General features: G+C 68.5%; 15 protein-coding genes and 3 pseudogenes. 13 read left to right on the top strand and 5 right to left on the bottom strand.

From position 1 onward, the window contains the following. The first annotated feature begins 321 nt into the window (after nucleotides 1-321). From ACBJ59_RS58965 to ACBJ59_RS58950, 4 genes and pseudogenes are all read left to right on the top strand, one after another. Nucleotides 322-1,608 carry an ABC transporter substrate-binding protein gene (locus tag ACBJ59_RS58965; RefSeq protein ID WP_375118701.1) on the top strand — a complete coding sequence of 429 codons (1,287 nt, stop codon included), beginning with the start codon at nucleotides 322-324 and terminating at the stop codon, nucleotides 1,606-1,608. An 88-nt stretch (nucleotides 1,609-1,696) separates the two neighbouring features. Beyond that, entirely contained in the window at nucleotides 1,697-2,575 is an 879-nt protein-coding gene (locus tag ACBJ59_RS58960; protein ID WP_375118700.1) for a carbohydrate ABC transporter permease, read from the top strand. Between the two features lie 59 nt (nucleotides 2,576-2,634). Further along, nucleotides 2,635-3,405: a carbohydrate ABC transporter permease gene (locus ACBJ59_RS58955; RefSeq protein ID WP_375118699.1), complete on the top strand. Its 771-nt coding sequence runs from the start codon at nucleotides 2,635-2,637 to the stop codon at nucleotides 3,403-3,405. After that, a pseudogene (locus ACBJ59_RS58950) lies at nucleotides 3,402-5,210 on the top strand (glycoside hydrolase family 127 protein); the annotation flags it as partial. The gene ACBJ59_RS58955 and the pseudogene ACBJ59_RS58950, both read left to right, overlap by 4 nt. 24 nt (nucleotides 5,211-5,234) lie before the next feature. On the opposite strand, the gene ACBJ59_RS58945 reads toward ACBJ59_RS58950, so the two are convergent. Further along, nucleotides 5,235-6,254 (bottom strand): LacI family DNA-binding transcriptional regulator, encoded by a 1,020-nt coding sequence (locus tag ACBJ59_RS58945; RefSeq protein WP_375118724.1) that lies wholly within the window; start codon nucleotides 6,252-6,254, stop codon nucleotides 5,235-5,237. 183 nt (nucleotides 6,255-6,437) lie between these two features. Beyond that, on the bottom strand, nucleotides 6,438-6,599 hold the full coding sequence (locus ACBJ59_RS58940; protein ID WP_375118698.1) for a L,D-transpeptidase family protein: 162 nt from the start codon (nucleotides 6,597-6,599) through the stop codon (nucleotides 6,438-6,440). A 998-nt stretch (nucleotides 6,600-7,597) separates the two neighbouring features. Between ACBJ59_RS58940 and ACBJ59_RS58935 the strand changes: the two genes are divergently transcribed. The 6 genes and pseudogenes from ACBJ59_RS58935 to ACBJ59_RS58910 all read left to right on the top strand — a co-directional run bounded on the left by ACBJ59_RS58935 (nucleotide 7,598) and on the right by ACBJ59_RS58910 (nucleotide 14,198). Further along, a complete protein-coding gene (locus tag ACBJ59_RS58935) occupies nucleotides 7,598-8,212 on the top strand; it encodes a sigma factor-like helix-turn-helix DNA-binding protein (protein WP_375118697.1) in 615 nt (204 codons plus the stop codon). A gap of 340 nt (nucleotides 8,213-8,552) precedes the next feature. Next, nucleotides 8,553-8,660: pseudogene (locus tag ACBJ59_RS58930) on the top strand (hypothetical protein); the annotation flags it as partial. A 166-nt stretch (nucleotides 8,661-8,826) separates the two neighbouring features. Next, on the top strand, nucleotides 8,827-9,666 hold the full coding sequence (locus ACBJ59_RS58925) for an NAD(P)H-binding protein (protein WP_375118696.1): 840 nt from the start codon (nucleotides 8,827-8,829) through the stop codon (nucleotides 9,664-9,666). 54 nt (nucleotides 9,667-9,720) lie between these two features. Then, complete coding sequence (locus ACBJ59_RS58920; protein ID WP_375118695.1) at nucleotides 9,721-10,563, top strand: NAD(P)H-binding protein; 843 nt, start codon at nucleotides 9,721-9,723, stop codon at nucleotides 10,561-10,563. Nucleotides 10,564-11,099: 536 nt separating this feature from the next. After that, on the top strand, nucleotides 11,100-11,501 hold the full coding sequence (locus tag ACBJ59_RS58915) for a hypothetical protein (protein ID WP_375118694.1): 402 nt from the start codon (nucleotides 11,100-11,102) through the stop codon (nucleotides 11,499-11,501). 12 nt (nucleotides 11,502-11,513) lie between these two features. Then, entirely contained in the window at nucleotides 11,514-14,198 is a 2,685-nt protein-coding gene (locus ACBJ59_RS58910) for a caspase family protein (protein ID WP_375118693.1), read from the top strand. A 508-nt stretch (nucleotides 14,199-14,706) separates the two neighbouring features. Here ACBJ59_RS58910 and ACBJ59_RS58905 read toward each other — a convergent pair. The 3 genes from ACBJ59_RS58905 to ACBJ59_RS58895 all read right to left on the bottom strand — a co-directional run bounded on the left by ACBJ59_RS58905 (nucleotide 14,707) and on the right by ACBJ59_RS58895 (nucleotide 17,160). Beyond that, a complete protein-coding gene (locus tag ACBJ59_RS58905; RefSeq protein ID WP_375118692.1) occupies nucleotides 14,707-15,990 on the bottom strand; it encodes an FAD-dependent monooxygenase in 1,284 nt (427 codons plus the stop codon). Between the two features lie 98 nt (nucleotides 15,991-16,088). After that, on the bottom strand, nucleotides 16,089-16,358 hold the full coding sequence (locus ACBJ59_RS58900) for a hypothetical protein (protein ID WP_375118691.1): 270 nt from the start codon (nucleotides 16,356-16,358) through the stop codon (nucleotides 16,089-16,091). Between the two features lie 43 nt (nucleotides 16,359-16,401). Further along, nucleotides 16,402-17,160 (bottom strand): hypothetical protein, encoded by a 759-nt coding sequence (locus ACBJ59_RS58895; protein ID WP_375118690.1) that lies wholly within the window; start codon nucleotides 17,158-17,160, stop codon nucleotides 16,402-16,404. 427 nt (nucleotides 17,161-17,587) lie between these two features. Here ACBJ59_RS58895 and ACBJ59_RS58890 point away from each other — a divergent pair. The 3 genes and pseudogenes from ACBJ59_RS58890 to ACBJ59_RS58880 all read left to right on the top strand — a co-directional run. Next, nucleotides 17,588-18,100, top strand: a pseudogene (locus tag ACBJ59_RS58890) (SDR family NAD(P)-dependent oxidoreductase); the annotation flags it as partial. Nucleotides 18,101-18,745: 645 nt separating this feature from the next. Continuing rightward, entirely contained in the window at nucleotides 18,746-19,825 is a 1,080-nt protein-coding gene (locus ACBJ59_RS58885) for a MerR family transcriptional regulator (protein ID WP_375118689.1), read from the top strand. 32 nt (nucleotides 19,826-19,857) lie between these two features. After that, a complete protein-coding gene (locus tag ACBJ59_RS58880; protein WP_375118688.1) occupies nucleotides 19,858-20,520 on the top strand; it encodes a hypothetical protein in 663 nt (220 codons plus the stop codon). Nucleotides 20,521-20,780 lie beyond the last annotated feature (260 nt).

Genomic DNA, 20,780 nt, shown 5'->3' with positions numbered 1-20,780 from the left:
GGCGATGGGTTGCGGTTGCGTCGACAGTTCGCCATGCGAGCGGTTGAGAGCGACAACGCCGCTGCGACTGCCGGATTCACGCGAACGCGCGGAAATCACGTGGCGCGACAGCTGCGAAGCCGTCGCGAGGCGAAGGCGCAATATGACCACACCTGGCTCTCCCAGCGAGCCGGTGACTCCTGAATCACGAAATGAAAACGATTGAATGCAATCGTATTCATCATCGGTTACGTTCCCATCAGCAGGGGGTCGTGTCAACACCGGTCCACTCCACAGAGAGGAGCCTGGCGAATGAGGACTCATCCCAGGTGGCCCGCCCGGGTGGCCGCAACGGCGCTGCTGGTCGCAGCCGCCGCCTGCGGCCAGGAGGAGCCGCCCCCCACGGCCGGCCCAGCGCAGGCCGCGACGACGACATGCGCCGGCAAGGGCGCCCTGACGATGTGGGAGCGCTCAGGCGGCAACAAGCAGATGGTGGACATGCTGGTCGAGGCATGGAACACCAAGAACCCCGACTGCAAGATCAATTTAACCTACATCCCCCACACCGAGATGGTGGGGAAGATCGCCCAGGGTGTCGCCTCGGGCGACGTGCCCGACCTGATGGGCATGGATCTCATCTACGCCCCGCAGTTCGAAAGGGAACAGCAGCTGGTCGACATCACCGACCAGGCCAAGGATTGGCCGGAGCTGAAGACCGCCAGCAAAGGGCACATGACCGTGGCGACGTACCAGAATCGCCTCTTCGGCGTGCCCCTTTATGCGGACGTGTCCGCCCTCTTCTACAACAAAGATCTTTTCACCCGGGCCGGGCTCGACCCGAACAAGCCGCCCACGAGCCTCGCCGAGCTGCGTGGCTACGCCGACAAGATCACCGCGCTGGGCGGTGGCGTCAAGGGCTACTACCTGCCCGGCAACTGCGCCGGCTGCAACATCTTCACTGTCGGCCCGCTGATGTGGGCCTCCGGGGCCACCATCGAGGCGGCCGGCCCAGGAGACGAGCCGCTGGTCGGCGATGGCGTCAAGCAGGTGCTCCAGTTCACCCGCGACATGGTCAAGGCCGGCAACGTCCTCGAAGGAGGCCGCACGGAGAACGGCGAGACATTCCACCTCCAGTTCGGCTCCGGCAAGGTGGGCATGATGGGCACCGGCAACTTCAACATCACGCTGGCGCGCCAGCAGAATCCGGGGATGAAGTTCGGCATCGCCCTGTTGCCCGGAATGGCGCCGAATTCCTCGGCCTCTTTCATCGGCGGCGACCTGGTGGTGGTGCCGAAAGGGAGCAAGCGGGTCGCCGACGCGGTCAACGTGATGAAGTTCCTGCTCTCCGACGAGGTACAGGTCGAGGTCTATGCCAAGGCGCTCAACCTCACCACGCGAACCGACATGGTGGAGAACAAGTATTTCCAGGCCGAGCCGCTGGTTCGCGACGTGGCCAAGGCACTCACGGTGGGCCGTACGCCGTACACGGTCACGTTCTTCGAGCAGATCAACTCGCCGCAGGGGCCGTGGCTGAAGATGTTGCAGCGTGCCTATTACTCCAACGACGACCTCGACACCGTCATCGCCGATGCCAAGAAGGAGATGAAGGCCATCGCGGGCCGGTCGTAGACCCGGCCTTTGATGAGAGGAAATCCTCGCCGTTTCCACCGGGCGGCCCGTCGCCCGGTGGATGCCTTACTCGCCAAGAGGAGCTTTCATGCGCCACGGCTCACGGCGCCGTCTGGCCGGATTCGCCTATCTGGCACCGGCTTTGCTCTTCGTGCTCGCCTTCACCGCCTATCCCCTGGTGCAGATGGCGTGGATGTCGTTGCACAACTGGTCCCTGCTGTCCCCGCCGAGATTCGTCGGGGCGGCGAACTACGAGCGGGCTTTCGACGACACGCAGTTCTGGGTCTCCTTCCGTTTCACCCTGCTCTACACCGCGCTCATCACTCCGTTCCTCATCATCGGCGGATATCTGCTGGCGCTGCTCACCGCCAGAAACACCGCCCTGCGCCGGATCACTCGCACGGTGGTCTTCATCCCGGTCGTGATCGGTCTCGGGGTGTCGAGCCTGCTCTGGTACTGGCTTTTCAGCACCGATTTCGGGCTGGTGAACCGGGCCCTGCTCGATCTGGGGATCATCGACAAGCCCGTGCTGTGGCTGGGCGTGGACGCCGGCGTCTCCAACTTCGCGATCAGCGCCTCCGTGGTCTGGAAGGTGATCGGCTTCGGGATGATCCTCTTCGTCGCCGCGATCCAGGCCGTGCCGGCGGACGTGGTCGAAGCCGCCCTCGTCGACGGGGCGAGCCACCGGCAGCGGGTCACCCGGGTGATCCTGCCGTTGACCCTGCGCACCGTCCTGCTGGTGACCCTGGTGAGTGTGATCGGCTCACTGCTGGCCTTCGACCAGTTCTACATCATGACCGCCGGGCAGCCGGGCAATGAGACGGCGACATCGGTCTTCTACATCTACCTGAATTCCTTCCCCTACCTGAAACTCGGGTACGGTGCCGCCCTGTCGATGATCCTGGCCTTCACGATCCTCGTCTTCACCGTGATCCAGCTGCTGCTGAGCCGCCGGAGCCATCAGTGAGGGGACGCGGAAGGTATCTGGTGGCGGCGTGCTGTATCGCCGTCTGCACCGTCATGCTGATGCCGCTGGCGATGTCGTTCCTCGCCTCGGTGAAGCCGACCGAAGAGGCGGCGGCCTCTCCCCCGACCTACATCCCGCACGGTCTCGGTTTCGACAGCTATATGCGCCTGTGGAGTTACCAGGCAGGCCTGCCGGTCTACCTCGCCAACAGTCTGGGCACGGCGTTGCTGACCATTGTGCTCACGCTGCTCCTGACCGTTCCCGCGGCCTACGCGCTGGCGCGTTTTCCCATCCCGGGCAGAGAGGTGATCTTCGTGGTGTTGCTGCTCGCGCTGATCATCCCCTACCAGGCTCTGCTCACGCCGATGTTCCTCATGTTCGCGAAGATCGGCCTGACCAACTCGCTGCTCGGCCTCGCGATCCTGCACACCGCCATCCAATTGCCGTTCAGCCTGTACGTGCTGCGCAACAGCTTCAGCGCCGTACCCAGGGAGTTGGAGGAAGCGGCCATCATGGACGGTTCCTCGTCGTGGGAGGCGTTGCGCTGGGTCTTCATCCCCTCCGCTGTGCCCGCGATCGTCACCACCGCGCTTTTCGCCTTCATCACGTCGTGGAACGAATTCCTCGGCGCGCTGGTGATGATGAGCCGCAGCTCCAAGTTCACCCTGCCGCTGATCCTCGCCACGTCGAGGACGGAGACCAGCCTCGGCGGCACGGACTGGGGCATGCTGCAGGCCGGCGTCACCATCTCGATCATTCCGTGTGTCCTGTTCTATTTCCTGCTTCAGCGGTACTACGTGTCGGGTCTGATGAGCGGAGCCATCAAATGAACGCAGGCAGCGTGTGGCCGACCGCGGCGGCGAAACCGCGGCTGTACCCGATCGACGGCTCCAACGTGGAGATCCTCGGCGGTTTCTGGGCGCAGCGGCAGCGGCTCAACCGCGAGAAGACGATCCCGCACGGCTTCGGCCGGCTCCAGCAGTGCGGGGCGCTGGACAACCTCCGGCTGGCCACCGGCAGGCAGGGGCGGTATCAGGCCGAGGCCGACAGCGGCGGCACGACCTTCCCGTTCCTCGACTCTGACGTCTACAAGTGGCTCGAAGCCGTCGGCTGGGAGCTGGCTCGTGGCGCGGATCCGGCTCTGACCGCCGCGGCGGAGGAGGCGATCGGGGTGGTGGCCGCGGCGCAGCGGCCCGACGGCTATCTCAACAGCTTCGTCCAGGTGGTCAAGGGTGGCGTCCCCTATGGTGATCTGGCCTATGGGCACGAGTTCTACTGCGTGGCGCACCTGATCCAGGCCGCGGTCGCCTGGCACCGAGGGCTCGGCGACGACCGGCTGCTCACCATCGCCACGCGCGCCGCCGCCCATATCGACGCCGAGTTCGGCGCGCAGGGCAGACCTGGCATCGACGGGCATCCGGGGATAGAGATGGCGCTCGTGGAGCTTGCCCGGGTCACGGGTGCGGAGCGCTACCTGGCGCTCGCCGAGCGGCTGCTCGGGCTGCGCGGGCACGGGCTGATCGGTCAGGGGCGCTTCGGGGCCCAGTACTGGCAGGACCACGAGCCCGTACGCGAGGCGGCGACCGTTGCCGGGCATGCCGTTCGCCAGCTCTATCTGGACTGCGGCGCGGTCGACGTCGCCGTAGAACTCGGCGACGAGGCCTTGCTCGCCGCCGTGCGACGCCGCTGGAGCGAGCTGACCCGCAGCCGGACCTACCTCACCGGCGGGACGGGTAGCCGCCATCGCGACGAGGCGTTCGGCGACCCCTACGAGCTGCCTCCCGACCGCGCCTACGCCGAGACCTGCGCGGCCATCGCGAGCGTGATGCTGGCCTGGCGCCTCCTGCTCGCCACCGGCGAACAGGAATACGCCGACGCGATCGAGCGGGCCATGTACAACGGCGTGCTTTCCGGGATCTCGCTCTCAGGCGAGGAGTTCTTCTACACCAATCCGCTGCAGCGGCGGACCCACCGCGCCGCGGAGCCGGCCGGACACAGCAAGCGCGCCTCCTGGTACGCGTGCGCCTGCTGCCCGCCCAATCTCATGCGCCTGTTCAGCTCCTGGCATCACTACCTGGCCACGAGTGACGAGGGCGGCATCCAGATCCACCAGTATGCGGACACGGACATGACGGTCGGAGACATCCGCCTCTCGATCCGGACCGAGTACCCGTGGCAGGGCCGCGTCACCGTCCACGTTCTCCAGACGCCGGACCGGCCGTGGACGCTGTCCTTGCGGATACCGGCATGGAGCCGCTCGGCCGGCGGCCCCGTGGTCCGGCATTCACGACGGTGGAACGCGGGCGACAGCGTCGTACTCGACCTCGAACCGGTGATCCGGGTCACCGTGCCCGACCGGCGCGCCGACGCGATCCGCGGTTGCGTCGCCGTCGAGCGCGGCCCCATGGTCTACTGCCTGGAAACCGTTGACGCTCCGGCCACGACGGAGCTGGAGGACCTGGCGTGGGACGGCGGCCGCCAACCCCAGGAGGTGCCGCGGCCCGACATCGAGCCTGCGATGATCGGCGTCGAGGTCCCGGTCATCGACCAGAACTCGGCGCCGCCTGGCGAGAGCCTCACCGCCGGCGCGATCCCCTACTTCGCGTGGGGGAACCGGCGGGTGGAGGCGATGCGGGTCTGGATCCCCGGCGTGATCGTCTCACCTCAGAGCCGGAGGTGCGGTCGAGTCCCGCACGATCAAGGCCGGCGTGAAGATCTCGAGAGCCGGCGGGTGCCGGGCGTCGGCGGGCTCTCGAGCCAGCCTGATCGCCTGCGTGACCGCGTAGCCGACGATCTCCGATATCGGCATCCGCACGGTGGTCAGCGCCGGCACGGTGTGCGCCGCGATGACAATGTCGTCGAAGCCGACGACCGACAGGCGGTCCGGCACCGTCACACCCAGGCTGTGCGCGGCGTGCAGCACGCCCACGGCCACCACATCGGTCGAGGCGGCGATCGCCGTGGGCGGCTCGGGCAGGTCCATCAGGCGCCGCAGCGCGGCATCGCCACCGGCCAAGGTGCTCGGGCTGCGCTCGGCATAGCCCGGCGGCACGGCGCCGAACCGATCACGCATGAAATCGAGGTAGGCATCCTCCCTCGCCCGATATTCATTGGGAAGCTCCGCGTTGATGTAGGCGATCCTCCTGTGTCCCAGGGACACCAGATGGCTCAGACCTGCCCGGATGCCGGCCCGGTCGTCGGCGTCGACGGTCGGGAACTCGCGCGGGCTCGTCCCCGGCCAGAGAGCGACCACCGGCACGATCGAATGGCGCAGGTCGGCCAGGAACTGCGGATGTTGCTGCATGTCACCGAGCAGCACCACCGCATCGGTGTGCCGGGTCTCCAGCACAGTGGTCAGCGAGAGCGCCTCATCGCCCGCCCGGCCCGGCACGTGGCCCAGCACGACGTTGTAGCCGTGCGCCATCGACTCGACCACGAGCGCCTCGATCGCCCCGGCGAAGAAGAGATCGCTGAAGTCGCGCACCACTACGCCGATGAGGTTCGTCGACGCACCGCGCAGCCCGCGAGCCAGCGGGTTGGGCCGGTAGCCCAGCTCGCGGGCAGTCCGCAGCACCCTCTGGCGGGTCTCCGGCGCGATGGGCACGACGGTGGACGCGCCGCTGAGGACACGGGACACAGTGCTCTGCGAGACGGCCGCCGCAGCGGCGATGTCACGCATGGTGGGCACTGGCCGCCTGGCCGACCGGTCGTTAGTCATCCAGACGAGACTCTAGCATCAGGATGCAGGCATACGATTTCGCCCACGTAGAAGGCGGTCGTGGCTGTGGTCCGTATGGCGCGCCGGCGACGGGTCACATCGGACCGGGGCCCTGGTCACAGGCGGCGGGCCCGGCCGGGAGGGTCACTGCAGCTTGCGCGAGGTCCCCGTGACCTTGATGATGTCCCCCCGCTGCGGGCAGTTGTAGAACCAGCGGGCGTTGGCCATGTTGGCGTTCACGCACCCATGACTGACGTTGCGGTCGCCCTGCGCGCCGGTCGACCAGGGGGCGGCGTGGAAGAACATGCCGACTTCGCCTGCCGGGCGGAGGCGACTCTGTCGGCTGGGGGCGAGCTGTGCGGATCCTGGCAGGATTGCCAGACCGGCCGACCCCGTTCAGCAGGTGATCGTACGAAACGCCGTGACGCGCTGCGGCTGGACGCCACCGCCTTGGTCGCCGGCGGGTTGCTGCCCCGCGCTGAGGCTGCGGCGTGGGAGCTGACCCGCCGAAGCGAACAGACCGATCTCGGCAAGGCCAGTGTGGCGCAGGTGCGCCAGGCCATCAGCGGATCCGGCGTCGCCGGCTGGCAGGGCGAGGCGCTCGGCGCCGTCCCGGTCACCCGCCTCCTCCCGCCGCGAATACGAAGACGCCGTCGTCACGGGCTATTTCGACGACTGGGACACCGTCAACTCCCTCTTCCATTTCGCCGAGGAACTGCTGCGGCCTACCCTGCACGTTTTCGAGGCCCGTCCTTGACGGAGTACACCGGCGAGACGGTAGGCACAGTTCTCGATCTATTGAAGATCAAGCCGATGGCGGCCCAGGGATCTGCGGAGCAGAAGCTCGGCCTGGCCTTCGACGACATCATCGGCTACGCGCTTCAGGCTCGGCTGGCCGGAGAGGCGGTCTCCAGCGGGTCGCGAAGGTTTGGAGATGTCACTGGCGGGGGCGCTGCCTCGTCTACGTACAGGCAAGCCTCGATCAAGGAGTGGACGATGAACCTCGCACTGTGGATCGCTGCCGGACTGCTGGCCGTGGTGGCCTTGAGCGGCGGCGCCGCCAAGATGCTCACGCCGACGGCGAAACTGGCCGCGGCGCCCGGCGGGGGATGGACCGCAGACGTCGGCGCGGGCTTCGTCAAGGCCCTTGGCGGCCTGGAGTTCCTGGCGGCGCTGGGCTTGACCCTGCCTGCCGTGCTCGGGATCGCGCCGGTTCTGGTGCCGGTGACCGCGGTCCCGAGCCGCTGCTCGCCGACCCCTACCAGGACCCGGAGCGGTCGGCGGAGCTGGCCGACTCGTTGTCGATGGCGGCATTGGTGCTGCTGGAGCGGCTGTCGCCGCTCGAACGGGCGGTCTTCGTGCTGCGGGAGGTGTTCGACTTCGGCTTTCCTGAGGTCGCGTCGGCCGTGGGGCGGTCGGAGGCGGCGTGCCGCCAGCTGATGGTGCGGGCGCGGCGCCATGTGGCCGCAGGACGGCCCCGCTTCCAGGCGGATCGCAAGGAGCGGGAAGAACTGGCGTCGCGGTTCTTCGATGCCCTCCGTGAAGGCGACGTCGTCGGCCTGCAGAATCTGCTGGCTGCCGATGTGTCGATGGTCGGCGACGGCGGTGGCAAGGCCCCGCAGCTGGCTAAGGCCATCATGGGGGCCCAGAACGTGGCCCGGCTGCTCGCCTCGGTCTTCCCCCGGATGGCCTTGATCGGCGTGACGGGCGAGCCGCACGAGGTCAACGGCCAGCCGGGCGCGATCTTCCGCGGCCAGGACGGCAAGGTACTCCACACCCTGACGCTCGACATCCTCGACGGGCAGATCCAGACGATCCACGCAGTGATCAACCCCGACAAGCTCGGGCACGTCGGCCCAGTGGCGGACGTCTGGGCAATCGACCGCATAGTAAGGCAGACACGCCAACCCACCGAATAGCCGCAACACCCGACTGCACCTCGAACCCCGCTTTCAAGGGCCGTACTCGAGTGGGTCTGAGCTGGGGTGGCCGCCGGGTGGTGACTCGGGAACTCGCGCAGCACCCGGAAATGATGCGACAGGTTGGCATCCATGCCGATCACCACTGACATCCAGATCCACGCCGTGAACGTCCTGGTCATCGGCTCCGGCGCGACCTGCGCGACCTCATGTGGAAGCGCTGTGGCGTGATCCGCGACGAGGACGGGCTCAAACAGGCGCTCACCGGCATCGAGGCGCTGACCGAACAGACACAGCAGGTGGATGTGTCCCCACCGCCGAAGGCCACGAGGACCTCGCCCACCTGCTCGACCTGCAGGCATCGCTGCTCGTGGCCAAGGCGACCGTTCTGGGGGCCATCGCTCGGGGAGAGACCAGGGGCTGCCACAACCGCAGCGACTACCCGGAGCTGGACGAAACGCTGACCCAGACCCTCGAAGTCTCGATGGACGAGCGCGAACTCCTGGTCGGCAGCCGCGCCCTGCTCGAACCCGCCCCGAGCTCGCCCGCCTGGCCGCGCTCACCCCCGACCTCGACCCGACGGGTCGAGTCACCGAATAGAGGAGATCTCCACCATGATCCTGGTAACCGGCGCCACCGGAAACGTCGGATCCCACGTCGTCACCCAGCTGCTCGACGCCGGCGAGAAGGTCCGCGTCATCACCCGCAACCCCGGCGGCCGTTCCTTCCCCGAGCAGGTCGAGGTCGTGCCCGGCGACCTCACCCAGCCGGACACCCTGTCGGAGGCGCTGGACGGCGTGGAGCGGGCATTCCTGTTCCCCGTCTTCACCGGGCTCGACGCCTTCCTCGACGCGGCCCGGCTGTCCGAACTGCAGCACGTCGTCCTGCTGTCCTCCGCGGCGATCACGTACACCACGCCTTCGTGGATCGGCGAACAGCACCTGAGCCTGGAACAGGCCGTCGCCGCCTCCGGGCTGGCGTGGACATTCGTCCGCCCCGGCTTCTTCACGACCAATGACCTGGCCTGGGCGCCGCAGATCAAGGCCGGCGACGTCGTCCGCGGCATATACGGCAACGCCGCTGTGGCCCCGGTCGACCCGCGCGACATCGCCGCCGTGTCCGTCCGGGCCCTCCTCGATGAGCGCGTGGGCGAGTCCTTCCTGCTGACCGGGCCGCAGTCGCTGACCGGGATCGACCGTGTACGGATCATCGCCGAGACGATCGGGCGGCCGCTGCGCTTCGAGGAACTGCCTCACGAACTGTTCCGGGAGCAGATGCTCCACCACGGTATGCCCGCCCCCGCGGTCGACGACATGATCAACGGACTCGCCGAATGGGACGGCAAGACCGCACCGGTCCTGCCGACGATCGAGGAGGTCACCGGGCGGGCGGCCTTCACCTACGGCCAGTGGGTGGCCTCCCGCGCGGAGGACTTCGGCTCCACGCCGGCCTGACGCTGTTCACCCGATCTGCTGTGCCCATATATCGCCCAGAAAGAGACAATCGCCATGATTCTGATCACCGGAGCCAACGGCGTCGTGGGACGCCAGGTGATGGACCAGCTGCTCCAGGGCGGCAGCGCCGTCACCGCGGTCACCCGCGGTCCCGGCGAGGCCCAGCTCCCTGGCGGCGTGAGAGCCGTCAGCGGAGACCTGTTCCATCCCCAGTGGTTCGAGGCGGCGTTGGAAGGGGTGGAAGCCATCCAGATCAGCCCGCGCGCCACCGGCCCCGGCCTCGGCGACCTGCTGAAGCTGGCCGCCAAGCAAGGCGTACGGCCTGCGGTGCTGCTGTCGGCCACCACCGTGGAGTACCCAGCCGGGGAAGCCCGCTTCGCCGCCCAGTTCACGCTCGCCGAGGACCTCATCATGAGTTCCGGCCTGGACTGGACGGTACTGCGCCTGGCCGACTTCGCCGCCAACGCCCTGGCCTGGGTGCCCCAGATCAAGGCCGGCGACGTGGTGCGCGGCGCGTACGGCCAGGCCGCCACCTCCCCGATCCACGAAACCGACATCGCGGCCGTCGCCGTACAAGCCCTCCGCACCAGCGCCCACGCGGGAAAGGTCTACACACTGACCGGGCCGCAGTCACTCGACCAGTTCGAGAAGGTGCGCCTCATCGGCGCCGCCATCGGCCGGTCGCTGTCGTTCCAGGAGCTCCCGCCCGATCAGGTACGGCAGGGTCTGCTCGCCCAAGGGCTGCCCGAAGAGGTCCCGGCCCGCCTGCTTGGCTCCCTGGCCGACTACGCCAACCAGCCGGGCCCCACCACCGCCACCGTCGAAGAGCTGCTGGGCCGGCCCGCACTCACCTTCGCCGACTGGGCACACGACAACGCCCGCACGTTCGGCGGCTGATCACCACCCGGTAAAGCGGGCCACCCCCGTACCGGGTGGAAGCTCACTCGCGCTACCACCGAATACGGGACAGAGCCCAGACCGGCACCAGCCGCCCGCCGTGTCCTCACCACATCGAGACCCCGGGGGCCGGCCTCCCGGACCATGATCATGATCTGCCCCACCCCTCTGTGCGATGGAACGGCGTCCGGCGTTAACCACGTCCGGAGGACCGCAAGGGCAGGAGGTCGCTGATCTGGGAGAACCCCGTTAACGCCGGATCCCGTTCCAAATCTCTCTGGCCCCCGTCACCTGGGAGGCTCTGGCACCCGTGCTGCGGGTGGGCGATCGCCGCGCCGCCCAGCGCCGCCACGCCCGCCTCCTGCAGGCCGCCCGCGACCATGGGGCCGGCATCCAGGATGGCGAGGACGTCCCCGCGGACGTCCAGAACGTCCCGGACGGCGCGGCCGCCCCCGGGCCCGGGGGCGGGACTGGACGACAGCGACCTGTGCCTGTGGCGGGAGGACGGCGAGTGGAGCCTGCAGGGCCCGGACGGCGTGATCGAGGTGGACGGGTTCGGCTTCCTCGGCACGATCGCCGCGCGCAACGTGCGCGGCGCCCAGGCAGCCACGGCGGCCGCCGTCGAGGACCTGACCGGCCGCACGGTGACCGGGTGGGAACCGGACGTCTCCAGCCGCTCTGTGCTTTCTCGTTTGATCTGTCGTGTGATGTCATCGTTGACCTGCGGTTCGCCAGTTGTATCTGGGGTGGTCACTGGTCTTGCTCTCTCATTTCAAGTGGCGGATTTCGTGGAACGGGACGACAGCGTAGGTAGCGCGCAGGCTGTCGGCCGCGCGCGTCCCACGGTGACGGGAGTCCATGAAAGACCCCCGGAAAACGTGGCGCGCGGCTGGTTTCCTCGGGCAGCATCGAGGTGTCTGCCACGTTCGACACCCTGATCCGGAGCGGCGATGTCCGAAGAGAACGGTTTCTCACTGCGGATCACCCCGGCTGGGGCCGACGTCGATCCGGTAGAGGTCGAGGAGTTGGCCATCCAGCTCCGCCGGGACCTGCTGGCGTCGGGGATCCCCGGGGTCACGCGCGCGATGGAGGGGCCGGCCCCTGAGGGGACCCGGTCGGCCGAGCTGCTCGCCGCCGGGATCGGCTTCCTGGTGACGGGACTGTCCACGGCGGCGTCCGTGGCGCAGATCGCGGACTATGTCCAGCGGTGGCGGCAGGCGCATCCGCGTCGTCGCCGGGTCCTGATCTCCGTCGAGACCGGTACTACGTCTGGTGGTGCGGCTGCTTCCGGTACGGCCGGCCGGCGGAGCGCGCTTCTGGTGGCCAACGCGGCCTACCAGGATCCCGGGCTGAGCCGGTTGCGTTCGCCGGTCTCCGACATCAGGGCGCTTGCCCAGGTCCTCGGTGAGCCGGGCATCGGTGCTTTCGACGTTGAAACGCTCACCGATGCCGGTGAGTCCGTTTTACGCCGCCGGGTCGCGGCTCTCTTCGCCGACCGGCGGTCTGACGACGTCCTGCTCCTGCACTTCTCCTGCCACGGGCTCAAGGACCAGCGGGGCCGGCTCTACCTGGCGGCGGCCGACACCGAGCTGGGCTCGCTCGCGGCGACCGGGCTGCCGGCGTCGTTCATCTCTGAGCAGATGAGCGAGTCCGCGTCGCGGTCGGTGCTGCTGGTTCTGGACTGTTGCTACAGCGGGGCGTTCGCGCGCGACACTCCGGTGCGCGCGGATCGCACCGTCTACCTCGGCGACGAGTTCCGCGGGGGTGGGTCCGGGCGTACGGTGCTGACCGCGTCCAGCGCGACCGAGTACGCGTTCGAGGGCGGCCAGCTCACCTCCTACGAGGCTCAGCCGTCCATTTTCACCGAAGCGCTGGTGCACGGGCTCCGGACCGGGGGCGCCGATCTGGATCACGATGGTGAGATCACTGTTGACGAGCTGTTCGACTACGTCGCCCGGCGCGTCCGCGAGGCCGGGGCCGGGCAGGTGCCGCGTAAGTGGAGCTTCGAGACGACCGGGGCGCTGGTGGTCGCGCGCAGCGTCCGCCCGGCCATACTGCCGGAGGAGGTCCGCGCCGATCTCGGCAGCGATCGGCCCGTGCTGAGGCTGGAGGCGGTGCGAGCGCTCGCCGAGCTGCTCACCGGGGGGCGCGAGGGCTATCGGCGGGCCGCTCGTGAGGCGCTCGCCAGGTTACGCGACGACGATGACAGCAGGCAGGTGCGGGCGGCCGCCGCTGCCGCCCTGGGTGACGTCGCGCCGCCCCGGCTGCCCCCGCCCGCCGTACCTCCACCCGCGATCGGGACGCCCACCGAGACGTCCGCAATCGAGACGTCCGCAATCGAGACGCCCGGGGTCGAGACGTCCGCAATCGAGAAGCCTGGGGTTGAGACGCTATCGACGTCGCCACCTGGCAGCGCCCCGGTGCGCGTCACGAAGCGCCGACGCGTGTTGGGCTTCAGCGCGATCGGCCTCGTCGTCGCCATGGCCGCGACGATCGGCATCGTCGCCGCACTGCCCAAGCAGCGCACTACAGAGAGCGGCGGCGGCTCGGCAGGCTTCGGGGCGACGCTGGGGATGATCACGCTGAGTCACGACGGCTCGATCGAGTCCGCTGAGCTGAGCCCCGACGGCCGCTGGGTGGTCACGCTCGACCCGCCGGCCGACCAGGCCGCCGCGCGGATCGCGAGGTTGTGGGACACATCGACCGGCCAGAAGGTGGCGACGTTCGACACGGACAACGGCGTCGTCTTCAGCCCGGACGGCAACCTGGTCGCCGGCGCCTACTTCGACGGCAAGCGCGAAGTCACCACGGTGGACGGCGAGTCGCTGGGCGTCCTCTCGGGTGGCACGACGACCGTCTCGCTGCGTAACACCAGCAGGGGCGACGTCATGGCCTCGTTCACCGGCCACCAGGGATCCGCGGCCGTGGCGTTCAGCCCGGACAGCAAGACCGTCGCCACGGCCAGCACGCTCGCCGCCGAAAAGCCCTTTGACGCGCTGATCCGCTTGTGGGACCCCTCGACGGGCAAGCTGCTGGCCACGTTGGCCGGCCACCGTAACGGGATCCAGAGCATGGGGTTCAGCCAGGATGGGAAGGTGCTGGTCACGGGTGCCGCCGGCGGGGTGACGAAGGTGTGGGACGTGGCCGGCGGCAAAGCCACGGCGACCCTGGACAACGCTTGGTTCCCGGTGTGGATCAGCCCCGACGGCAAGACGCTCGCCGACACGCTGCCGGGCGGCAAGGGCGGCTTCGAGCTGAGGCGCGTGCCCGATGGGAAACGGCTGACTTCGGTTGCCAAAGCCGGGCGCTTCGCCGGCTTCACGCCCGGCTCCAAGGCGTACGCGACCGACAAGGACGGGGGCGTCCGCCTCTTCGACCTCGCGAACGGAAAGGCTCACGCGACTCTGACCGCAACGGTGCGGGGCGATCTGGTGTTCAGCCCGGACGGCAACCTCATCGCCGCCGTGACGACGGAGGGCGAACCAGCTCTGTTCGACGCCGCAACTGGTCAGGGGCTCACGCCGCTGACCGGCCACACCGGCAAGGTCACCGACCTCGCGTTCACGGCGGACGGACAGGCTCTGTTCACCACCGGGACGGATAAAACGGTGCGAAAGTGGTACGTCAAGCGCTGATCATGGACAGAGGCCGGCCTAGTCGTTCAGGGGACGGCTCTGAGAGCGTCGATGATGGCTCCTGCCGAAACTACATCCATGCAGTTCAAGTGGCATGTCGGTATTTGCGAAGGACTCCGCCGAGACGATCTCCCCGAGCGCGGCGTGGGAGCTGTCCGTTCTCATCCATCGTGGCAGGGAGCCATGTCGGCGAGCTGCGCACCGACAACTGACTTGAGAACAAGACGGGCGAGCAATCCAGCTGGGGATCAATGGGCTTGGACGTCACAGGGTCGATGTCCCCATGGTCTTGTCAGTTCCGGTGAGCGCCGACCAGGCAAGTGACAGAACCGCTGAGACCCCGCGGTGGAATCTCATCGATCTTGTCAGTTTTCCGACTCAACACCGTCTCATCGGAACGTGGCGTGGCCGCCGAACGGGCGCTCCAACGCGCACTACGCGGCATGAGCGGAGGTCGTTCGGCGGTGTCCTACCGAAGCGTGGTCCCTCTCGACACGTTATGTGACACCTACGGCTTGGCCGACGAGATCACCGGTAGTCCGGCCGGCACCCCGGAGTCCGGCACCCCTGCGTAGTCGGGCAGCTCGACGCCGTTGATCGCACGCTCGACCAGTTCGGTGAACCATTCGCCGGCGAAATCGGGGCTCGGCTCGGCGTCCGGCCCCGGGACCTCGAGGCTGTGTACGTGCAACCGGCCGATCTCCTGGTTGGCCTCCACGAACGAGCGCATCCGAGCCTCGTAGCCGGCGAACCCGACCTCCGGGTCCCACCCGGCGGCGGCCAGCTCTCCGGCCAGCAGATAGGCGCCGACCAGGGCCAGCCCGGTGCCCGCCCCGGACATCGGCGACGCGCTGAACGCCGCGTCCCCCAGCAGCCCCACCCGTCCGCTCGACCAGCGGTCCATCACCACCTGAGCGACCTGGTCCAGATAGAAGTCCGGGGTGTCGTCCACGTGCGCGAGGATGCGCCGGGTCAACCAGCCGAAACCGTCCATCCGCTCGCACAGCAGGCGCTTCTGCGCCGCGACGTCGCGGTGATCGACGTCGAAGTCGGCCGCGGGGAAGGAGAACATGGCCATCGCCCGGGTGGCGTCCGGGATGGGCCGCAGGCCGGCGGACCGTCCGGCCTCCTGATAGTCGATCATCCAGCGGTCCACTCCGAACTCGTTGGGCACGCTGTAGAAGGCCAGCACGAGCCCGAGATGGCGGATGAAGTGCTCGCGCGGCCCGAAGACCATCGCTCGCAACTGCGAGTGCAGCCCGTCGGCCCCGATCACCAGGTCGAAGCGCCGCCGGTCGCCGCCGGCGAAGACCACGTCAACCCCGTCCACGTCCTGGCTGAGCTCGGCGATCCGGTCACCGAAGACGTACTCGACACCGTCCCGGGTGTCGTCGTAGAGCACCTGGGACAGGTCCCCGCGCAGGATCTCGATGTCCGCGATGAACCCGTCGCCACCGTCGTCGTCGGCACGGAAGGTCTCCAGCACGTTCCCGTCCGCGTCCACGATGTGCGCGCCGGCGGTGTCGGTGCACGCCGCGCGCACCGCTGCGTCCAGCCCCATCCGCCGGATGACCTCTTTGGCGACCCCGCGCGCGTCCACCGCCTGCCCGCCGGGACGCAGCTCGGGAGCCCGCTCCACCACGGTCACCTCGGCCCCCCGCCGGCGCAGCCAGTGGGCCAGCGCGGGTCCCGCGATGCTCGCCCCCGCCACCAACACCCTGGGACCGCTCACCCGCCTCCCCTGCTCGCCAGTCCGGATGGTGTGCTCCTGCTTGGAGTCGTCGACGCTCATCACTGTCTCCATGTGCTTCCTCCCGCGCTGGGACGTTCCCAGCACAGGCCCACGCTGTCGGTGTGTCCAGCCGTATCGACCACGGATCCGCACAAAACTCATCGGCACGACCGAAAGCGCGTCCACGCTCCCGCAAACACCCTTTCGACGGGGGAGAGAACCGGCTGGTCCTCCACTTCCTGCAGCCGGCCCGCCTCGAACTCGCGCTCGGTGCCGTCGTCGGCCCGGACGATCCAGCGGCCGGTACCGAAGTCGCCGCCGACGATCTCGCCCCTGAAGATCACGTTGTGCCAGCCGTCGTCGAAGGCCTGCACCCGCTTGCCGATCTCCTGGGCGGTGCGCTGCGCGAAGTAGTCGTTGTCGCTCATGAGGTTCTGTCCTTCCGGTTGGCGGTACCGGTCGATGCCGTGATCATGGACAGGGTGCCGACGCCATCCTCTGGTGCAGCGGTTCGATTGGCGTCGGCTCTGCTGCGGGGCCGTTGGTGATGGCCTTCTCGACCACCGCGTACGGCCAGGGAACCATCTGGTCGGAGATGGTGACCTTCGCATCCCTGGTGCATTTGGCGCAGGCGATGCCAAGGCCGAAGTCGACCAGGGGGAATCGGGCCGGCCAGTGCTCGGCGAACACCTCGTGGAGATCCGGCCGGTCGGGGGCGGTGATGGGCGGCGGGTCGGTCACGATCGTGACGACGTGTGTCTCGGTGGTCGTTGAGCTGCGGCCGTTCCAGACCCAGACGGGGGCCTCGTAGACGGCCGCGCGGCGGGTGGCGCGCTGCTCCACGCGGACCTCGTGCCGTCCGCTGACGTCTTCAAGGCCGTTGGCCTCCAGCCAGTTGGCGACCGCCTCCACCTCGTCGGCGTCGGCGTACAGGGCGAAGAACACGGGCAGCGCCCAGACGACGGGACCCGGCTCGTCATCACCGAGGCGCTCGCATCGCTGCTCGGCCTCGCGGCGCTCCTCCTCGGCTTCCCGCTCTGCCTGCCGCTGGGCCTGTTCGGCCTGCTGTTCCGCGCGAGCCATCGCGGCCTGCCGGTCGTAGCCGTCGGGGTCGGTGGCGTACTCGCGGACCTGGGCCTGCTCTGGCACCTGCGGGCCGCCGGCCTCGGCTTGAAGTTCCCCACCGACGAAGTGCAGGGCTCTCCCAGCCCCCTCCGGACTCCTGTTCACCGTGTTCAGCCTGTCGGGCAGGAAAGCGTCTGGCATGGCGGGTTGGGCACGGGGGCGCCTGCCGCCCCATCCTGACCGAAGACCCAGCACGCCAGAGGTTGCTCCACAGCTACGATGGGGCGCTCATACGTGGCCGCGAGCACAGCGTCCGTTTCCGCTCCCTGGCAGAAGGCGAACCCTGTCTGAGCGCCCCGGCTTGACCCATTGTGCGCTGACCGCCGCCCGAAACGCTTCGACCGGCCCTGAGCCGTCTGGTTTGAGGGTTGGCGCGGCTCTTCCAGCCGTCTGCCGGTGCCGCACCCGCGAGGTTCGTGGACGTCCGCGTCACAGGCGGGAGAGGCGGAGACCCGCTCGCTTACCGATGGATAGCGACTTGTAATCAGGTGGAGGCCTGAGCTAGCTTCAACTGGACACTTTCAAATGGAAAGTGACTATCCATGCAGAAGACGAGACGGATGACCACCTACGACGCAGCGAGCCCCGCCCCGCTGATCCGCGCAGAAATCGCAGATCTTCGGCGGTGCGCACCCCCGGCAGCGTCGCCGACCTGGCGGACGCGCACCCCGGCGCCTTCCTGCCCCTCCCCTTCGAAGCCCGCGACGTCGCCGCGGCGCCCGCCCTCGTGCAGGCCGCGATCAACCGGTTCGGCCAGGTCGACGTGCTGGTCAAGAACGCAGGACGGGCCGTGGTCGGAGCGGTCGAAGAGGTCGGCGACGAGCAGTTGCGCGAGCTGATGGACCTGCACCCGTTCGGCCCCGCCGCCCTCGTGCGGGCGGTGCTGCCCGGCATGCGCACCGCGGCTCCGGCACCATCGTGCAGATGAGCAGCCAGGGCGGGCGCATGTCCTTCCCGGGCGTGTCGGCCTACTCGGCGTCGAAGTTCGCCCTGGAAGGCTGGTCGGAGGCGCTGGCCGGAGAGGTCGCACCGTTCGGCGTCCGCGTGATGATCGTCGAGCCGAGCCGGTTCCGCACTGGCTTCAACGGCGCCGACGTGCTGGAGTTCGCCGAGCCGTCGGAGACCTACCGCCAGGTGCTGGCCGCGGTGCGCGCCGACATGGCCGGCACCGACGGCCGCCAGGAAGGCGACCCGGCGCGGGCGGCCGAGATCATCGTCTCGCTCGTGCACGGCGAGGAGGTGCCGCTGCGGCTGCCACTCGGGCGCGAGGCGGTCGAGCGCATCTCCGGCGTCTACCGGCGCGGCCTGGCCCAGACCGCCCGCTGGGCCGAGGCCGCCCAGGCCGCCGACTTCGCCGACGCGCCCGCCTCGGTCCGGCCCGTCTAGGCTGTGCCGACTTCACGACCAGTCGTTTCCCCGCCACTTCCCATCTCCTGCTGGCCGGGAGGGCGCACTGCGGCGACGACACGAAACATGTCCTCCATATCCGCCGCTAGAAGGGCGACCCGCATGTAGGCAACGGCCTGACGGAGATCTGGACGCGTCTGATGGACGCCCCGGCGCGGCCAGGCATCATAGAACGCCAGGCCGGGCACGCTGTTCCGCTCCCGCTCCCCCGTCCCGCCAGCTGAGGAAGAGCACGAGGTCCCGCTTTGACCTTCAAGCTACTTGAAGGCAGACAATCGCATGCATGGATGACACTGACGCGTGGATGAGCATCGGAGTCTTCGCGAGCCGGGTAGGGCTGGCTCCGAGCGCACTGCGGTTCTACGACGACTGCGGCGTTCTGCAACCTGACCACGTGGATGACGCGACCGGCTACCGCTACTACTCCCCGAACCAGGAAGCCCGCGCGGTCCTGGTGCGGCGGCTACGCGAAGCCGGGATGCCACTCACTGACGCTTCAGTGGTGCTCGACGGTACCCGCGAGGAAGCCCTCGCCATTCTGGAAAGACACGCCAGAAGGGCTCGAGAGAGCGCGGCATCGGCCCAGTCGGCCATCGAGGAGATCCTGCGTGATCTGCCGGGCGGTACGCAGCAGGGCACCATACAACTCGGCGGAGCAGAGCTGGCCAGCGCCGTACGCCAGGTCGCCCCGGCAGCGGCGTCCGCTTCGACGCTGGAGGCATCCCCGGTACTCGGTTGTGTCCTGATCGAAGTGGAATGCCAGGAGGTGCGGTTTGTTGCCACGGATCGCTACCGGTTGGCGGTCCGTGCGCTGCGGCCCTCCTCCATCGAGGGCCATCCGGGTCGCTTCCTGGTCGACGTTTCGGAGATGAAGAAGATCGCGTCCCAGGCCATGCACCTGTCGGATATCAGGATCGAGGTGAACCAGCAAGGAGTGCGGCTCCACGGTGCCGGTGTTTCCCGTGATTTTCCAACCGTCGACGGGACGTTCCCGGACTACCGGATGATCCTCGACAACCTGCCGATCGCTCGGCACCGGGTCATCGCGGACCGGGCCGCTCTTCGGCAGGCGATCGTCGCCGCCGGACACGACGGGCCGCTCATCCTGCATGCCGACGAGCAGCACTTGACTCTCCACTCCCGCGGTGCGGCCACCTCCGCGCCGGCCGCCATCTGCACAGGGCCGCCTGTACGCATCGCCTTCGACCCTGGAGTCCTTCTTCTGGCGCTCGATGCGGGCGTCGGCCCCGATGTTCTGCTGGAGATCTCGTCGCCGAGCCAGCCCGTGGTCGTCCGCTCCGCTGACCAGGGCAGCTTCACCACCTTGGTCATGCCGGTCCGCGACGACCCGGCTGACGCATGACGCTCCACCTACCCATCCGAGAAAGCGAGACCATGGACCCCGACAACCCCGTCGTCAGGCTGTGCACCCAGGGCATGCAGGCCGAGGCCGAAGGCCGGGACATCGATGCCAAGGGCTTCTTCCAGCAGGCGTGGGAGATCGCCGGCGACGACTACGAGGCGTGTATCGCCGCCCACTACCTCGCGCGGCACCAGTCCACGCCCCAGCAGACGCTGCACTGGAATCAGGAGTGCCTGAACCGCGCGGATCTCGTTGCCGACGACCGAGTCAGGGGCTTTTACGCCTCCCTGCACGTGAACATCGCCAAAGCGTACGGAGATCTCGGCGAGCCCGACAGGGCACGCGAACACTTCGAACGGGCAACCGCCCACATAGACGACGTTCCGCCGGGACAGTACGCCGACTGGACCCGAGTAGCGATCGCCGAGGGACTACGCTCCACCGGCGCGCGGCGGCCCCGGGAAGCCGACGCTCTCTTGGCAGCGCTGTTCACGAAGTTCTGCGAACGCGGCGACTTCAAGGCCTTGGGGCTGGTGCTGCCGGCGTATCTCGCAGATCTCGGGACAGAGGATGACCGAGTACGGCTCACTACGGCCTTGCACATGGTTCATGCCGCCCGTTGGTTGCCGGAAGACGAACAAGACACCCTCAGCGAGGCCATCAGTTCGTTGACCAGCGTGGTCACGGTCGCCTGAGGGGCCCCGGCCGCGACAGCCGTCAAACCGGCCCAGCGCTCCAGCCAGGCGAGGTGGCCCCTGACGCCGGCGTCAAGGCGACGCTCGGCCAGTGAGACTGCCTCAGGGGCCGGCTTCCGGCAGTCGCGGGTCCGGCGGGCACGGTCGTGCTCCTTCCCGCCGTGGACGCAGCTTGACGTGGGCTGCCGGCGTCAACGGCGAAGGTCATGGGGTCGGCGACAGCATGAGCAACGCAATCAAGATCGCCAAGCGGGCTCTCC

The sequence above is a fragment of the Nonomuraea sp. MTCD27 genome (assembly GCF_041950495.1).
Taxonomy (GTDB): Bacteria; Actinomycetota; Actinomycetes; order Streptosporangiales; family Streptosporangiaceae; genus Nonomuraea.
This window is presented reverse-complemented; position numbering and strand designations above follow the sequence as displayed.

Coding starts and splice junctions, on each gene's coding strand:
- ACBJ59_RS58960 (WP_375118700.1), top strand. CDS start 1,697: ATGCGCCACGGCTCACGGCGCCGTCTGGCCGGATTCGCCTATCTGGCA.
- ACBJ59_RS58955 (WP_375118699.1), top strand. CDS start 2,635: ATGCCGCTGGCGATGTCGTTCCTCGCCTCGGTGAAGCCGACCGAAGAG.
- ACBJ59_RS58945 (WP_375118724.1), bottom strand. CDS start 6,254: ATGCGTGACATCGCCGCTGCGGCGGCCGTCTCGCAGAGCACTGTGTCC.
- ACBJ59_RS58940 (WP_375118698.1), bottom strand. CDS start 6,599: ATGTTCTTCCACGCCGCCCCCTGGTCGACCGGCGCGCAGGGCGACCGC.
- ACBJ59_RS58935 (WP_375118697.1), top strand. CDS start 7,598: ATGGCGGCATTGGTGCTGCTGGAGCGGCTGTCGCCGCTCGAACGGGCG.
- ACBJ59_RS58925 (WP_375118696.1), top strand. CDS start 8,827: ATGATCCTGGTAACCGGCGCCACCGGAAACGTCGGATCCCACGTCGTC.
- ACBJ59_RS58920 (WP_375118695.1), top strand. CDS start 9,721: ATGATTCTGATCACCGGAGCCAACGGCGTCGTGGGACGCCAGGTGATG.
- ACBJ59_RS58910 (WP_375118693.1), top strand. CDS start 11,514: ATGTCCGAAGAGAACGGTTTCTCACTGCGGATCACCCCGGCTGGGGCC.
- ACBJ59_RS58905 (WP_375118692.1), bottom strand. CDS start 15,990: ATGAGCGTCGACGACTCCAAGCAGGAGCACACCATCCGGACTGGCGAG.
- ACBJ59_RS58900 (WP_375118691.1), bottom strand. CDS start 16,358: ATGAGCGACAACGACTACTTCGCGCAGCGCACCGCCCAGGAGATCGGC.
- ACBJ59_RS58885 (WP_375118689.1), top strand. CDS start 18,746: ATGGATGACACTGACGCGTGGATGAGCATCGGAGTCTTCGCGAGCCGG.
- ACBJ59_RS58880 (WP_375118688.1), top strand. CDS start 19,858: ATGGACCCCGACAACCCCGTCGTCAGGCTGTGCACCCAGGGCATGCAG.